Origin of the sequence: Micromonospora sp. C81 (assembly GCF_018070425.1) — a bacterium.
Lineage (GTDB): Bacteria > Actinomycetota > Actinomycetes > Mycobacteriales > Micromonosporaceae > Micromonospora > Micromonospora zamorensis.
In genome coordinates this window covers 50363-65329 of the sequence record NZ_JAGPXS010000008.1, presented here as the reverse complement: position 1 = coordinate 65329, position 14967 = coordinate 50363, and the positions used below count along the sequence as shown (strand labels likewise).

Sequence of the window (14967 nt, the reverse complement as noted above, 5' to 3'; positions counted from 1 at the left end):
GCCCGGCGCAACCGGGCGTCGAGCCCGCTGCGCGCCGAGGAGCCCACCCCCGCTGTTGCCCCTTTGCTCTGCACCCGTGGATGCACCACCCGGAGCGCGACACCCGGCCACCGGGTGTCGCGTCACCGGGTGTCGCGTCACCGGGTGTCGCGTCCCCGGGTGTCGCGTCCGTGGGTGTCGCGTCCCCGGGTGTCGCGTCCGTGGGTGCAGAGCAAAGGCAGCGGACATGGGAGCGGCGGCGGCGCGGGAGGCGGCGACGGCGAGGTTCGACCCGGCCGCAGGACGTCCGCCGTCCGGGCCGCCTGAGGCACGAAGGAGTACGCGTGACACCCGAGGAGATCCTGGCCGCCGACCGGGCGCACGTCTGGCACCCGTACGCCGCGCTGCCGCCGACGAACCCGCCCTACGTGGTGCGGAGCGCCGAGGGGGTACGGCTGCGGCTGGCCGACGGGCGGGAGCTGGTGGACGGGATGTCGTCCTGGTGGGCGGCGATCCACGGGTACCGGCACCCGGTGCTGGACGCGGCGGTGACCGACCAGCTCGGCCGGATGAGTCACGTGATGTTCGGCGGGCTCACCCACGAGCCCGCCGTGCAGCTCGCCCGGACCCTGGTCGAGCTGACCCCGGAGGGCCTGGAGCACGTGTTCCTGGCCGACTCCGGCTCCGTCAGCGTGGAGGTGGCGGTGAAGATGTGCCTGCAGTACCAGCGGGCCGTCGGGCAGCCGCAGCGACGCCGGCTGGCGACCTGGCGGGGCGGCTACCACGGCGACACGTTCCACCCGATGAGCGTCTGCGACCCGGAGGGCGGCATGCACCACCTCTGGGGCGACGTGCTGCCCCGGCAGGTGTTCGCGCCGGTTCCGCCGGGCGGCTTCGACGACCCGCCCGACGACGCGTACGTGGCGGCGTTGGTGGAGACCGTCGAGCGGTACGCCGACGAGCTGGCCGCGGTGATCGTCGAACCCGTCGTCCAGGGCGCCGGCGGGATGCGTTTCCACCACCCGGGTTACCTGCGGGTGCTGCGCGAGGTGACCCGCGCCCACGGGGTGCTGCTGATCTTCGACGAGATCGCCACCGGGTTCGGCCGTACCGGTGCGATGTTCGCGGCCGAGCACGCCGGGGTGACCCCGGACGTGCTGTGCGTGGGCAAGGCACTCACCGGGGGCTACCTGACGCTCGCGGCGACGCTCTGCACCCCTGAGGTCGCCCGTGGCATCTCCGCCGCCGGCGTGCTGGCGCACGGGCCCACGTTCATGGGCAACCCGTTGGCCTGCGCGGTGGCCAACGCCTCCATCGGGCTGCTGCGGGCCGGGGACTGGGCGGGGCAGGTCGCCAGGGTCGGCGCCGGTCTGCGTGCCGGTCTGGAGCCCCTGCGCGGCACGCCGGGCGTCGCCGACGTGCGGGTGCTCGGCGCGATCGGGGTGGTGCAGCTCGATCACGAGGTCGACCTCGGCGCGGCCACCAGGGCCGCGGTCGAGCAGGGGGTGTGGTTGCGCCCGTTCCGCGACCTGGTCTACACGATGCCGCCGTACGTCACCGACGACGTCGACCTGGCTCGGATCGCGGCTGGCGTCGCGGCGGCGGTGGCGGCCGGCTGAACCGGTATTGGTCGACGGGTACCCGGGAGGCGGTCCGCCGCCCGGCAGGAGGAGAGAGGGAGTACCGGATGGAGAGCTTCGGAAGCCGGCTGCACCGGGCGGTCGACGAGCGGGGGCCGCTCTGTGTGGGCATCGACCCGCATCCCGGTCTGCTGGCCCGTTGGGGTCTCGCCGACGACCTTCAGGGTCTTGACCGCTTCACCCAAACCGTCGTGGAAGCCCTCGGTGACCGGGTTGCGGTGGTCAAGCCTCAGTCGGCCTTTTTCGAGCGATTCGGGTCCCACGGCGTGGCGATTCTTGAGTCAACTATCCGACAGTTACGGGATGCTGGCTCGCTCGTTCTCCTTGACGTCAAGCGCGGCGACATCGGCTCGACGGTGAGCGCGTACGCCTCCGCGTACCTTGATCCATCCAGCCCGCTGTATGTCGACGCGGTCACCGCGAGCCCCTACCTCGGGGTCGGTTCGCTGGCGCCGATGTTCGAGCTGGCCGCCCAGCACGGCGGCGGGGTGTTCGTGCTCGCCCTCACCTCCAACCCTGAGGGCGCGGCCGTGCAGCGGGCCCGTACGGCCGACGGCCGCACCGTGGCGCAGACCGTCATCGACGAGATTTCCCAGCTCAACAGGGGTGCGACACCACTCGGGAGCTTCGGTCTGGTGGTCGGGGCGACCATCGGCGACACCGGTCACGACCTATCCGGCGTGGGGGGTCCACTGCTCGCCCCGGGCCTCGGCGCGCAGGGTGCCGGGGCAGCCGATCTGCGTACCGTCTTCGGTTCGAGCCTGGGCTCGGTGCTCCCGTCGTACTCCCGGGAGGTGCTCTCGGCGGGCCCCGACGTCGCTGCCCTGCGGGCCGCCGCGGACCGGGTTCTGGCCGACTGTCGGGCCGTATTGCCTGCCCGGTGACTGACTGACGGGTCGGTCACTGTGCGTTGATCATGGGCCCCCCACGTTGCCGAAAGCTCCGTTGACCGCTAGTTTTCCCCGCGCTGGGAACCACGGACCCCTTGGTTCACAGCGACACCACGTTTCACAGATGCGGCGGTGCGCCCCGCCCGCCGCGATAGGGACCTGAGGAGAACTGGTGCCGCTCCCGTCACTGACCCCCGAACAACGCGCTGCCGCGCTCGAGAAGGCCGCGGAGATCCGCAAGGCCCGTGCTCAGCTGAAGGAGCAGCTCAAGCAGGGCAAGACCACCCTCGGTGCTGTCCTCGAGCGCGCCGAGAGCGACGACGTCGTCGGCAAGCTCAAGGTTTCGGCCGTCCTGCAGGCCATGCCGGGTATCGGCAAGATCCGGGCCACCCAGATCATGGAGAAGCTCAAGATCGCCGACAGCCGTCGCCTGCGTGGCCTCGGCGAGCAGCAGCGCAAGGCACTGCTTGGAGAGTTCGCCGCCAACTGAACCTGGCAGCGTGTAGAAACAAGCAGTGAGCACGGATGACGAGGCGCGCCCGGCGGCTCGGCTCACTGTCCTGGCTGGACCTTCGGGTTCCGGCAGGGAGAGTGTCGTCGAGCTCGTCCGGGCGCGTTCTCCGTCCGTGTGGTTGCCGGTGCCGGCGACCACACGGCCGCGCCGGGAGTCGGAAATCGACGGCGTTGACCGCGTCTTCCTCGCCCCCGCCGAGTTCGATCGCCGACTCGTCGACGGCGAGCTGCTGGAGTGGTCCCGGATCGGCTCGTACCGCCGGGGCACCCCATACCAACCGCTGCGCGCCCGGCTCGACGCCGGGCAGCCGGTGCTTCTTTCGCTCGACCTGCCTGGCGCCCCGCTGGTGCGCGCGCGCCTGCCCGATTCGCGGCTGGTGCTGCTGAGCCCACCCGGGTATCACCCCGACGCCGTGGTGGCGGCCGCCTTCGAGCACACGCTGACCCACGACCTCACCGAGCGGGTGGCCGACGAGCTGGTAGGCTTACTCGGTTCTTCTTATCCGGATCCGACCTGGTCGCGAGTGCGCGGCTGACGGTCGGCCGCTGTTGAGACTCAGCACCGCGTCCGCGCGGCTCGAAAGACGCAGAGGTTAATTCGTGGGATCCATCGCCAACCCCGAAGGCATCACCAACCCGCCGATCGACGAGCTCCTCGAGAAGACGACGTCGAAGTACGCGCTGGTCATCTTCGCCGCCAAGCGCGCGCGCCAGGTCAACGCCTACTACAGCCAGCTCGGTGAGGGTCTGCTGGAGTACGTCGGCCCGCTCGTCGAGACCACCCCGCAGGAGAAGCCCCTCTCCATCGCCATGCGCGAGATCAACTCGGGCCTGCTCACCGCCGAGCCGACCGACCAGCCGTAAGCACTCGCCGGCCGATGTCCGCCTCGATCGTCCTCGGGGTTGGCGGCGGCATCGCCGCCTACAAGGCGTGTGAGCTGCTGCGACTCTTCACCGAATCAGGTCACCGGGTCCGTGTCGTGCCGACCGCGTCGGCGCTCCGGTTCGTCGGGGCGCCGACCTGGGCGGCACTCTCCGGCCAGCCGGTCGCCGACGACGTCTGGACCGACGTCCACGAGGTGCCGCACGTCCGACTCGGTAAGCAGGCCGACCTGGTGGTGGTCGCGCCGACCACCACCGACCTGCTCGCCAAGGCCGCGCACGGGCTCGCCGACGATCTGCTGACCAACACCCTGCTGACCGCCCGCTGCCCGGTGCTGCTGGCCCCCGCCATGCACACCGAGATGTGGGAGCACCCAGCCACCGTCGCCAACGTCGCCACGCTGCGCTCCCGGGGCGTCCGGGTCATCGAGCCCGCCGTCGGCCGGCTCACCGGCGTCGACACCGGCAAGGGGCGACTGCCCGACCCGGCGGAGATCTTCGCCATCGCCCGTCAGGTGCTGGCCCGGGGCGACGTCGCCCTCGCCGACCTGGCCGGCCGTCGGGTGGTCGTCACCGCGGGTGGCACCCGGGAGCCACTGGACCCGGTCCGTTTCCTGGGCAACCGCTCCTCGGGCAAGCAGGGTTACGCGTTCGCCCGCGCCGCCGTGGCCCGGGGCGCCCGGGTCACCCTGATCGCGGCGAATGTGTCCCTGCCCGACCCGGCCGGCGTCGACCTGATCCGGGTGGGCACCACCGCCGAGCTGCGGGAGGCGACGGTGAAGGCCGCCGTCGACGCCGACGCGGTGGTGATGGCGGCGGCTCCGGCCGATTTCCGCCCGGCGACGTACGCGGCTGGCAAAATCAAGAAGTCGGACGATGGTGTCGCGCCCACCATCGAGCTCGTCACGAACCCCGACATCGCAGCGGAGCTCGGCCAGCGCAAGCGACCGGAGCAGCTGCTGGTGGTGTTCGCCGCCGAGACCGGCGACGCCGAGGCCAACGGCAGAGCAAAACTCGCCCGGAAGCGGGCCGACCTGATCGTGATCAACGAGGTTGGCCCCGACAAGGTCTTCGGCGCCGACACCAACACGGTGACGGTCATCGGGGCGGACGGCTCGGTCAGCCGGCTTCCCGAGCAGGCCAAGGAGGCCGTGGCCGACACTGTCTGGGATCTCGTCGTGGCGCGGCTGCCCGGCAGTTCCTGACGAGTGGTAAACGGCGCGACCGATCCCGACACCGGCCGCAGTGGTGATTAGACTGCCGCGGAACGACCTCACACGCTTAGGAGTGCCGTGACACGCCGTCTCTTCACGTCCGAATCGGTCACGGAAGGCCACCCGGACAAGATCGCTGACCAGATCAGCGATGGCATCCTCGACGCGCTGCTGGCCGAGGACCCGCACAGCCGGGTCGCGGTGGAGACCATGATCACCACCGGCCAGGTGCACATCGCCGGTGAGGTGACCACCAAGGCGTACGCCGACATCCCGACGATCGTCCGCCGGACCATCCTCGACATCGGCTACGACTCGTCGAAGAAGGGCTTCGACGGCGCCTCCTGCGGGGTCAGCGTCTCCATCGGCGCGCAATCCGAGGACATCGCGCAGGGCGTGGACAACGCCTTCGAGCTGCGTACCGGGGCGTCGGAGAGCGCGCTGGACGCGCAGGGCGCCGGCGACCAGGGCATGATGTTCGGCTTCGCCTGCTCGGAGACGCCCGAGCTGATGCCGCTGCCGATCGCCCTCGCCCACCGGCTGGCCCGCCGGCTCGCCGCGGTCCGCAAGGACGGCACGATCCCCTACCTGCGCCCGGACGGCAAGACCCAGGTCACCATCGAGTACGAGGGGCTGCGCCCGGTCCGGCTGAACACCGTTGTCGTGTCCAGCCAGCACGCCGCGGACATCTCGCTGGACTCGCTGCTCACCCCGGACGTGCGTGACCACGTCATCGCGCCGGAGCTGGAGAGCCTCGGGTTGGACACCGAGGGCTACCGGCTGCTGGTCAACCCGACCGGCCGCTTCGAGATCGGCGGCCCGATGGGTGACGCCGGCCTGACCGGCCGCAAGATCATCGTCGACACCTACGGCGGGTACGCCCGGCACGGCGGTGGCGCGTTCTCCGGCAAGGACCCGTCCAAGGTGGACCGCTCGGCCGCGTACGCGATGCGCTGGGTCGCCAAGAACGTGGTCGCCGCCGGCCTGGCCGAGCGGTGTGAGGCGCAGGTCGCCTACGCCATCGGCAAGGCGCACCCGGTGAGCCTGTTCATCGAGACGTTCGGCACCGAGACCGTGCCGGTCTCCTCGATCGAGAAGGCCGTCACCGAGGTGTTCGACCTGCGCCCGGCCGCGATCATCCGGGACCTCAACCTGCTCCGCCCGATCTACCAGCAGACCGCCGCGTACGGCCACTTCGGCCGGGAGCTGCCGGACCTGACCTGGGAGAGCACCGACCGGGCCGCCGACCTCAAGTCGGCCGCGGGAGCCTGACCGCCACCAGGCACAGCGACCGGCGACCCGCGGATGGGTCGCCGGTCGCGCGCGTCTGCGTGGATGTCCCGCTGGCGCACCTGGACCGCCCGTTCGACTACCTGGTGCCTGCCGAGCTGGACGAGGTGGCGGTGCCCGGTACCCGGGTGAAGGTGCGCTTCGCCGGGCAGCTCGTCGACGGGTGGTTGCTGTCCCGTGCCGACGACTCCGGGCACACCGGCCGCCTCGCGTACCTGGAGAAGGTGGTCTCGCCGGAACCGGTGCTGGCGCCCGAGGTCGCCCGGCTGGCCCGGGCGGTCGCCGACCGGTACGCGGGCAACCTCGCCGACGTGCTCCGGCTCGCCGTGCCGCCCCGGCACGCGCGGGTGGAGAAGGAGGCCCGCGACGACGAACCCGGCCCGACGGCCGTCGCCGAGGCCGCAGCGGTCGACCCTCGTGGCTGGCGGGACTACCCGACCGGCCCCGCGCTGTTGCGCGCGCTCACCGACGGCCGCGCACCGCGTGCGGTCTGGTCGGCGCTGCCCGGCGAGGACTGGGCGGCCCGCTACGCCGACGCGGTGGCCGCCACCGTCGCCGGGGGGCGCGGGGCGGTCGTCGTGGTGCCCGATGCCCGTGACCTCGACCGGCTGGACGCCGCGCTCACCAGCGTGCTCGGTCCGGGACGGCACGTCAGCCTCTCCGCCGCGCTCGGGCCGGCCCGGCGCTACCGGGCGTTCCTCGCCGCCCGCCGCGGCCAGGTGCCGGTGGTGATCGGCACCCGGGCGGCGATGTTCGCCCCGGTGGACCGGCTCGGCCTGGTCGCCATCTGGGACGACGGCGACGACCTGCACTCCGAACCCCGGGCCCCCTACCCGCACGCCCGTGACGTGCTGCTCACCCGCGTCCAGCTCGCCGAGGCTGGGGCGCTGGTCGGTGGGTACGCCCGGACCTCCGAGGCGCAGCTGCTGCTGGAGACCGGCTGGGCGCGGGAGGTGGTCGCCGACCGGGCGACCGTGCGGGCCCGGATCCCGGCCATCGCGCCAACCGGCGACGACCCCCAACTGGCCCGCGACCCCGGGGCCGCCACCGCCCGGCTGCCCAGCCTGGCCTGGACGGCCGCCCGCGACGCCCTCCGGCAGGACCATCCGGTGCTGGTGCAGGTGCCCCGGCGCGGCTACCTGCCGTCGATCTCCTGCGCCGACTGCCGCACCCCGGCGCGCTGCGCGCACTGCGCCGGCCCGCTCGCGCTGCCCTCGGCCGGCGGCACCCCGGCCTGCCGGTGGTGTGCCCGGGTGGCCGCCGCGTACGCCTGCCCGGAGTGCGGTGGGCGGCGGCTGCGGGCCGCGGTGACCGGTGCCCGGCGGACCGCCGAGGAGCTGGGGCGGGCGTTCCCGGACGTCCCGGTGCGCACCTCGGGGCGCGAGGAGGTGCTGACCGACGTGCCCGGCGGCGCGGCCCTGGTGGTGGCCACGCCGGGTGCGGAGCCGGTCGCCGAGGGCGGCTACGGCGCGGTGCTGCTGCTCGACTCGTGGGCCCTGCTGACCCGGGCCGACCTGCGGGCCGGGGAGGAGGCGCTGCGGCGCTGGCTGGCCGCGGCGGCCCTGGCCCGCCCGGCGCCGGCCGGCCGGGTGGTGGTGGTCGCCGACGGCGCGCTCGCCCCTGTGCAGGCGTTGCTGCGCTGGGACGCGGCCTGGTTCGCCGGCCGGGAGTTGGCCGAGCGCCGGGAGCTGGGCTTCCCGCCGGCGGTACGGATGGCGAGCGTCACCGGCCCGGCCGAGGCGGTGGCGGACCTGCTCACCGCTGCCCGGCTGCCCGCGGATGCCGAGGTGCTCGGGCCGGTGCCGGCCGAGGAGGGCCGGGAGCGGATGCTGGTCCGGGTGCCCCGGGCCCGAGCTGCCGCGCTCGCCGAGGCGCTGCACTCGGCTGCCGGTGTCCGTGCCGCCCGCAAAGCCGCCGACCCGGTCCGTCTCCAGGTCGATCCGTTGAGCCTCTTCTGAGAAGTTTCCGGCGGTGCCGGCGGTGCCGCAGCCCGTCCGTCGGGTGGTCGCCCGCACACCGCGTCCGGCAGGGCGGTGGCGTCAGAGTGGTAGCATCGCCCGTCATGCCGAGGCGTACGGCGGCTCCAGGTCGCGACGGAGCGTCGGACGCGCCGAGTCGGGGCCGCCGCAGGATGGCGCGACAATGGCGGTAACGCGTTGCTCGGGCGCGATGTCGATGATGTCAATGATCCGGTGATCAGGGGTGGACCAGTCGTGACCGTTGGACAATCGATCGTCTTCAACGGCGACCTCGGCAGCGGCAAGAGCACCGTGTCGGTCGAGATCGCCAAGCGGCTCGGCATGCGCCGGGTCAGTGTGGGGGACCTCTACCGGGAGATGGCGCAGCAGCGGCAGATGACCGCGTTGCAGCTCAACCTGCACGCCGAGCTCGACCAGGCTGTCGACGGCTACGTCGACCAGCTCCAGCGGGACATCGCCGCCTCCGGTGAGCGCCTGGTCATGGACTCCCGGCTGGCCTGGCACTTCTTCACCGACGCGCTCAAGGTCCACATGATCACCGAGCCGGGTGAGGCGGCCCGTCGGGTGCTCGCCCGACCGTCCGGCCCGGCGGAGAGCTACGCCTCCCTGGAGGAGGCCAAGGCCAAGCTTCGTGAGCGCAGCGTGAGCGAGCGCAGCCGGTTCATCATCCGATACGGCGTGGACAAGGCCCGGCTGCGCAACTACGACCTGATCTGTGACACCACCCGGGCGTCCGCCACCGAGGTGATCGAGCACATCGTCGCCGCGTACGAGGGGAAGCTCGGCGCCGAGGTGCTGCGTGACGGCCCGCCGCTGCTGCTGCTGGACCCGGCCCGCGTCTACCCGACCGAGGACATCGCCACGCTGCGCGGTCTGTGGGACACCGACTTCGTCGGCGACGTGGCCGAGGCCGGCGACGAGGCCCTCGAACCCCTGAAGATCGGGTTCACCGGCGAGTACTTCTTCGTCGTCGACGGTCACCGCCGCCTCAGCGCCGCCCTCCAGAACGGGTTCTCCATGGTCCCCGCCCAGCTGGTCGCCGAGGTCGACGAGCCGGTCGTGGGTGGGATGACGGCGATCGACTACTTCGCCGCCCAGGTCCGCCCCGGCCTGATCTACGACTGGGAAGCGGCTCACAAGATCCAGCTGCCGCTGCCCGAGCCCGCGCTGCTCCGCGGTGACGCGGTGCTCGCCGGGGACCCGGCCGCCAGCGCCTGAGCTCTGGGCGCCGGCGCCTGAGTCGCCGGCGCCTGTGCTCGACGTCGACTGCACGGCGCCGAGGGCTGCCGGATGGCGGCCGCACCGGGATGATGGAACCTCCGACGCATCGACGGGGGAGGCCAGCCATGGAGGCTGCCGAAGCGCTCACACTGCTCATGTCGCCGCAGGGACGCGTCGACCCGTACCCGACGTACGAGCGGCTGCGCGCCCATGGGCCGGTGGTGCAGGCGATGCCGGGCATGTACGTGGTGACCGGCTACCCGGAGGCCGACGAGCTGCTGCGCGACTCCCGGCTCGGTGTGCTCGACGACCCGCTGCGCGACGAGGTCTGGCCGAACTGGCGGGACAGCCCCGCCGTGTCGTCGATCGCCCGGTCCATGCTGCGGACCAACCCGCCTGACCACAGCCGGATGCGTCGGCTGGCCGCCGGGGCGTTCAGCCCTCGCCGGATCGCCGGGATGCGCGACGTGGTGCGGGCGCAGGCCGAGGAACTGCTCGACGCGATCGTCTCCCGGGCCGAGGACGGCGCTCCGGTCGACGTGCTGGCCGACTTCGCGTACCCGCTGCCGGTCGGGGTGATCTGCGAGCTGCTCGGCGTACCCGCCGCCGACCGGCCGCTGTTCCGCCGTTGGGCCGGTGACCTGACCGGGGTGCTGGAGCCGGAGATAACCCCCGAGGAGTTGACGGTCGCCGACGCGGGCGCCTCCGAGCTGCGCGACTACTTCGTCGAGCTGATCGTCGCCCGGCGGCGGGCACCGGCCGACGACCTGACCACCGCGCTGGTCCAGGTGCACGACGCCGACGGCGACCGGCTCACCGGCGACGAACTGCTGGCCAACCTGGTGGTGCTGCTGGTGGCCGGCTTCGAGACCACCACCAACCTGCTCGGCAACGGTCTCGTCGTGCTGCTGGACCACCCGGCCGCCGCCGCCGGGCTGCGCGCCGATCCCGCGCTCGCCCCGGCGTACGTCGAGGAGCTGCTGCGCTACGACTCGCCGGTGCAGCTGACGACCCGCACCAGCACGGCGCCGGTGCGCTGCGGCGGGCTCGACCTGCCGTCCGGCAGCACGACGCTGCTGCTGCTCGGCGCGGCCAACCGGGACCCGCGCCGGTTTCCCGACCCACAGCGCTTCGACCCGACCCGTGACCAGGCGCACCCGCTGTCCTTCGGCGCCGGCCCGCACTACTGCCTCGGCGCCGGCCTGGCCCGGCTGGAGGCGCAACTGGCCTTCCCGATGCTGCTGCGCCGCCTCCCCGAGCTGGCGCTGGCCGAGCAGCCCCGGCACCGGACCCGGCTCACCCTGCGTGGCTACGAGAGCCTGCTGGTGACGCTGGGCACACCGGCCGTCGCCGATCGAGGTACGCCGGCCAGCGTGCGGCGGGGCACTCCGTAGACTGGTACGGCATCCCCGTCCGACCCATGAAGGAGCCACCCCGCGTGACCGTCCAGCCCATCCGTCTGTTTGGGGATCCGGTGCTGCGCACGCCGGCCGATCCGGTGGTCGACTTCGACGCCGAGCTGCGTCGGCTCGTCGCCGACCTCACCGACACGATGCGTGAGCAGAACGGCGCCGGCCTGGCCGCCCCGCAGCTCGGTGTGAGCCTGCGGGTGTTCGCCTTCGACGTCGACGACGTGCTCGGGCACCTGGTCAACCCCGTGCTCGAGTTCCCCGACGAGGAGGAGCAGGACGGCCCGGAGGGCTGCCTGTCCATCCCCGGGCTCTACTTCGACACCAAGCGCCGCCAGAACGTCATCGCCAAGGGCTTCAGCTCGTTCGGCGACCCGATGCAGATCGTCGGCAGCGGCCTGATGGCCCGCTGTGTGCAGCACGAGACCGACCACCTCGATGGTGTGCTCTTCCTCGACCGGCTGGACGCCGCCGGGCGCAAGGAGGCCATGAAGGCGATCCGCCAGGCCGAGTGGTACGACGCGGCGGCCCCGCCCACGGTGAAGCTCAGCCCGCACCTCAGCGACCCGTTCGGTCTGGGTCGGTGACCGGATGCGCGTGATCTTCGCCGGCACGCCGGCCGTCGCCGTTCCCGCCCTGGCCGCCGTCGCCGCCTCCCGGCACGAGCTGGTCGCCGTGGTCACCCGGCCCGACGCGCCCGCCGGACGCGGGCGTGGCCTGTCCCGGTCCCCGGTCGGCGAGTGGGCCGACGAGCACGGCGTCGAGGTGTTCACGCCGGCCCGTCCCCGCGACCCCGAGTTCCTCGACCGGCTTCGCGCGCTCGCGCCGGACTGCGTGCCGGTGGTGGCCTACGGCGCGTTGGTGCCGCCGGCCGCCCTGGAGATCCCCCGGCACGGCTGGATCAACCTGCACTTCTCGCTGCTGCCCGCGTGGCGGGGTGCCGCACCGGTGCAGCACGCCGTGCTGCACGGCGACGAGCTGACCGGTGCCAGCGTCTTCCAGTTGGAGGAGGGCCTGGACACCGGCCCGGTCTACGGCACCCTGACCGACGAGATCCGGGCCGCCGACACCTCCGGTGACCTGCTGGAGCGGCTCGCCGACTCCGGTGCCGGTCTGCTGGTGGCGGTGCTCGACGCGATCGCCGACGGCACCGCCCGGGCCGAGCCGCAGCCCGCCGACGGGGTGTCGTTGGCGCCGAAGCTGACTGTGGACGACGCCCGGGTGCGCTGGAGCGATCCGGCCTTCGCCGTGGACCGTCGGATCCGGGCCTGCACCCCGGCCCCGGGCAGCTGGACCACCTTCCGGGGCGAGCGGGTGAAGCTCGGCCCGGTCGTGCCGGTGCCGGACGGCCCAGAGTTGAAGCCGGGGGAGTTGCTGGTGGAGAAGTCCCGGGTGCTGAGCGGCACGGCGACAGTGCCGGTGCGCCTCGGCGAGGTCCGCGCCGCGGGCAAGCGGGCAATGGGCGCGACCGACTGGGCGCGCGGCGTCCGGGTCGGCACTGGAGAGGACTTCGCGTGACAGCCCCCGAGGGCACCCGCCCCACCCGCTCCGGCCCGCCCGCGGGTCGTGGCGGGGACCGCCGGCCGGTCCGGCCACCACTGGACCGACCGCGTCGTGCGGCGTACGAGGCGGTTGCCGCGGTGCACCGCGACGACGCGTTCGCCAACCTCGTTCTGCCCATGATCCTTCGGGAGGAGGGGCTGTTCGGTCGGGACGCGGCCTTCGCCACCGAACTGACCTACGGCACCCTGCGCCACCTCGGCACGTTGGACGCGATCCTGACCGACGCGGCCGGCCGGGACGTGGCCCGGATCGACCCGCCGGTGCGTGACGCGCTGCGGCTCGGGGCGTACCAGCTGCTGCACACCCGGGTGCCGGCGCACGCCGCCGTCTCGTCGACAGTGGACCTGGTCCGCTCGGTCGCTCCGGGTGCCACCGGCTTCGCCAACGCGGTGCTGCGCGAGGTGTCCACCCGGGACGCGGACGCCTGGGTGGCGAAGCTCGCCCCGCCGATGGAGACCGACCCGGTCGGGCACCTCGCACTGGCGTACAGCCACCCGCAGTGGATCGTGCGGGCGTTCTCCGAGGCGCTCGACGGTGATCTGGGTGAGACCGAGCGCCTGCTGATCGAGGACAATGAGCGCCCGCCGGTGCACCTGTGCGCGCGGCCGGGGCTGATTGACCCGGTCGAGTTGGCCGACCAGGTCGGCGGAGCGCCCGGTGCCTTCTCGCCGTACGCCGTCTATCTGCCCGGCGGCGCGCCGGGCGACATCCCGGCGGTGGTCGACGGCCGGGCCCACGTCCAGGACGAGGGCTCCCAGCTGGTGGCCGCCGCACTCGCGGACGCGCCGCTGGACGGCCCGGACGGGCGTTGGCTGGACCTGTGCGCCGGCCCGGGTGGCAAGGCCGGGCTGCTCGGCGCGCTGGCCGCGCAACGTGGTGCCCGGGTGACAGCGGTGGAGGTGGCCGAGCACCGTGCCCGGCTGGTCTCCCTGGCGACCCGGGACCTGCCGGTGGCCGTGTTGACCATGGACGGTCGTGAGGTCGGCGGCGACCCGAAGCTGCCGGAGCAGCACTTCGACCGGGTGCTGGTCGACGCCCCGTGCACCGGGCTGGGGTCGCTGCGCCGCCGGCCGGAGTCGCGTTGGCGTCGCCAGCCGTCCGACCTGCCGCCGCTGACCCGGCTGCAACGGGAGTTGCTCGGCGCGGCGCTGCGGGCGGTCCGCCCCGGTGGGCTGGTCGCCTACGTCACCTGCTCGCCGCACACTGTCGAGACACACGTGACGGTGACCGAGGCGGCCCGCCGTAGCGGGGTCGCTGTGGACTTCGTGGACGCCCGGCCGCTGCTGCCGGCCGGCATGCCCGGTCTGGGCGACGGGCCGACCGTGCAGCTCTGGCCGCACCGCCACGGCACCGACGCGATGTTCCTCGCCGTCCTGCGCCGAGGCTGAGTCGCACCGACACCCGACGCGCGAAGGAAGGGCCCCTCGGGGCCCTTCCTTCAGCTCAGGGGCGCTCAGGTGACCGGGAGGCCCTTGTTGCCGGCGTTCTTCATCGAGCGGGTGAGGTTGCGGTCGGAGATCCAGAGGAAGCACTGCACGCCACGGTTGCCGTTCTTCCACTCCTCCTCGTACGGCTGGTAGTAGATCGTCCCGGCGCGGAAGTCGAGCTGGGAGTTGTCCGGTACCTTCGCGTACTTGGCGATCATCGACTGGCAGGCACGGTGGGTGCGCTTGATGGTGCGGGAGAACTCGGCGTAGGTGACGTCCGGCGCCTGCCAGACCCCGACGAACTCGGCGTGGTGCTTGGCGGTGCAGGACACCGGCACCATCTCGTCGACGTCGTCCTTGACCAGCTTCGGGTTGAAGCAGCGGTACGCCAGTGGCGCCGCGCCGGACAGTGCGCCCCGGAGGCTGCCGGTGCGCAGGTCGACAGCGGTGTCGTCGATGCTGGCGATCTCGGTGACGTCGCAGCGGTACCAGCGGGCCCCGCCCGACCACGCCTGCGGCGAGGGCAGCACGACTGTCACGCCGAGTCGCCCGGACCGCCAGTCGGCGCCCAGCGCCTTGTTGACCTCGGTGTCGCAGGCGCTCTGCGCGGCCCGCATGCCCACCGACCCGGCCTGCGGCGGTGCGTCGCGCTCGGCGCCCGGGCCGGTGAGGGTGCCGACGTGCATGGTCTCCACCCGGTGGGCCTCGGTGCACGGCATCGGGTTGTAACCGCTCAGGAAGCCGACCTGCTGGGAGGAGTGGTGGCAGACGTCGGCGGCGGGAACGAACTGCTGCGCCGCGACGGGCGCCGGCCAGTCGTCGATGAGGTCAGTGTCGACTCCGGCGGGTGCGCCGCACCCGGCCAGTGCCAGGGTCAGGGCCGCACCCCCGGCGAACGCCGCCAACCACCGTCGCATCCCCGACCTCCCGCCGCTGGTGGCCTCCGGCCGGACCTCGCCG

The 14967-nt window shown here is 73.1% G+C and carries 14 protein-coding genes; 13 read left to right on the top strand and 1 reads right to left on the bottom strand.

All coding sequences use genetic code 11. From position 1 onward, the window contains the following. Positions 1–323: 323 nt before the first annotated feature. The 13 genes from KBX46_RS15430 to KBX46_RS15370 all read left to right on the top strand — a co-directional run bounded on the left by KBX46_RS15430 (position 324) and on the right by KBX46_RS15370 (position 13968). The gene (locus KBX46_RS15430) at positions 324–1598 is read left to right on the top strand and encodes an adenosylmethionine--8-amino-7-oxononanoate transaminase (protein WP_210793014.1); all 1275 of its coding nucleotides are present in this window, start codon (positions 324–326) and stop codon (positions 1596–1598) included. A gap of 68 nt (positions 1599–1666) precedes the next feature. After that, positions 1667–2503: an orotidine-5'-phosphate decarboxylase gene (pyrF, locus tag KBX46_RS15425; RefSeq protein ID WP_210793013.1), complete on the top strand. Its 837-nt coding sequence runs from the start codon at positions 1667–1669 to the stop codon at positions 2501–2503. 178 nt (positions 2504–2681) lie between these two features. Next, a complete protein-coding gene (mihF, locus tag KBX46_RS15420; RefSeq protein ID WP_030335662.1) occupies positions 2682–2999 on the top strand; it encodes an integration host factor, actinobacterial type in 318 nt (105 codons plus the stop codon). A 25-nt stretch (positions 3000–3024) separates the two neighbouring features. Next, positions 3025–3558: a guanylate kinase gene (locus KBX46_RS15415; RefSeq protein WP_210793012.1), complete on the top strand. Its 534-nt coding sequence runs from the start codon at positions 3025–3027 to the stop codon at positions 3556–3558. A gap of 64 nt (positions 3559–3622) precedes the next feature. Next, entirely contained in the window at positions 3623–3886 is a 264-nt protein-coding gene (rpoZ, locus tag KBX46_RS15410) for a DNA-directed RNA polymerase subunit omega (RefSeq protein ID WP_030335666.1), read from the top strand. Positions 3887–3900: 14 nt separating this feature from the next. Next, positions 3901–5109 (top strand): bifunctional phosphopantothenoylcysteine decarboxylase/phosphopantothenate--cysteine ligase CoaBC, encoded by a 1209-nt coding sequence (coaBC, locus tag KBX46_RS15405; protein ID WP_210793011.1) that lies wholly within the window; start codon positions 3901–3903, stop codon positions 5107–5109. An 87-nt stretch (positions 5110–5196) separates the two neighbouring features. Then, a complete protein-coding gene (gene metK, locus KBX46_RS15400) occupies positions 5197–6390 on the top strand; it encodes a methionine adenosyltransferase (RefSeq protein WP_088947464.1) in 1194 nt (397 codons plus the stop codon). Between the two features lie 59 nt (positions 6391–6449). Then, positions 6450–8366, top strand: a complete 1917-nt coding sequence (locus KBX46_RS15395) for a primosomal protein N' (protein ID WP_308159533.1) — start codon at positions 6450–6452, stop codon at positions 8364–8366. A gap of 255 nt (positions 8367–8621) precedes the next feature. Next, a complete protein-coding gene (locus KBX46_RS15390; RefSeq protein WP_088947465.1) occupies positions 8622–9605 on the top strand; it encodes an AAA family ATPase in 984 nt (327 codons plus the stop codon). Between the two features lie 128 nt (positions 9606–9733). Then, the gene (locus KBX46_RS15385; protein ID WP_210793010.1) at positions 9734–11002 is read left to right on the top strand and encodes a cytochrome P450; all 1269 of its coding nucleotides are present in this window, start codon (positions 9734–9736) and stop codon (positions 11000–11002) included. 44 nt (positions 11003–11046) lie between these two features. Further along, the gene (gene def / locus KBX46_RS15380; protein ID WP_088947467.1) at positions 11047–11604 is read left to right on the top strand and encodes a peptide deformylase; all 558 of its coding nucleotides are present in this window, start codon (positions 11047–11049) and stop codon (positions 11602–11604) included. 4 nt (positions 11605–11608) lie between these two features. Continuing rightward, a complete protein-coding gene (gene fmt / locus KBX46_RS15375; RefSeq protein ID WP_210793009.1) occupies positions 11609–12535 on the top strand; it encodes a methionyl-tRNA formyltransferase in 927 nt (308 codons plus the stop codon). Then, positions 12490–13968, top strand: a complete 1479-nt coding sequence (locus tag KBX46_RS15370; protein ID WP_247667604.1) for a transcription antitermination factor NusB — start codon at positions 12490–12492, stop codon at positions 13966–13968. The genes fmt and KBX46_RS15370 overlap by 46 nt, the downstream gene beginning before the upstream one ends. A gap of 65 nt (positions 13969–14033) precedes the next feature. Here KBX46_RS15370 and KBX46_RS15365 read toward each other — a convergent pair whose 3' ends face one another. Continuing rightward, the gene (locus KBX46_RS15365; protein ID WP_088947470.1) at positions 14034–14924 is read right to left on the bottom strand and encodes a septum formation family protein; all 891 of its coding nucleotides are present in this window, start codon (positions 14922–14924) and stop codon (positions 14034–14036) included. Between the last annotated feature and the right edge of the window lie 43 nt (positions 14925–14967).

Excerpts from the sequence above, each read along its gene's own strand:
- coaBC (WP_210793011.1), top strand. The coding sequence starts at position 3,901 with ATGTCCGCCTCGATCGTCCTCGGGGTTGGCGGCGGCATCGCCGCCTAC.
- pyrF (WP_210793013.1), top strand. The coding sequence starts at position 1,667 with ATGGAGAGCTTCGGAAGCCGGCTGCACCGGGCGGTCGACGAGCGGGGG.
- KBX46_RS15365 (WP_088947470.1), bottom strand. The coding sequence starts at position 14,924 with ATGCGACGGTGGTTGGCGGCGTTCGCCGGGGGTGCGGCCCTGACCCTG.
- KBX46_RS15385 (WP_210793010.1), top strand. The coding sequence starts at position 9,734 with ATGGAGGCTGCCGAAGCGCTCACACTGCTCATGTCGCCGCAGGGACGC.
- fmt (WP_210793009.1), top strand. The coding sequence starts at position 11,609 with ATGCGCGTGATCTTCGCCGGCACGCCGGCCGTCGCCGTTCCCGCCCTG.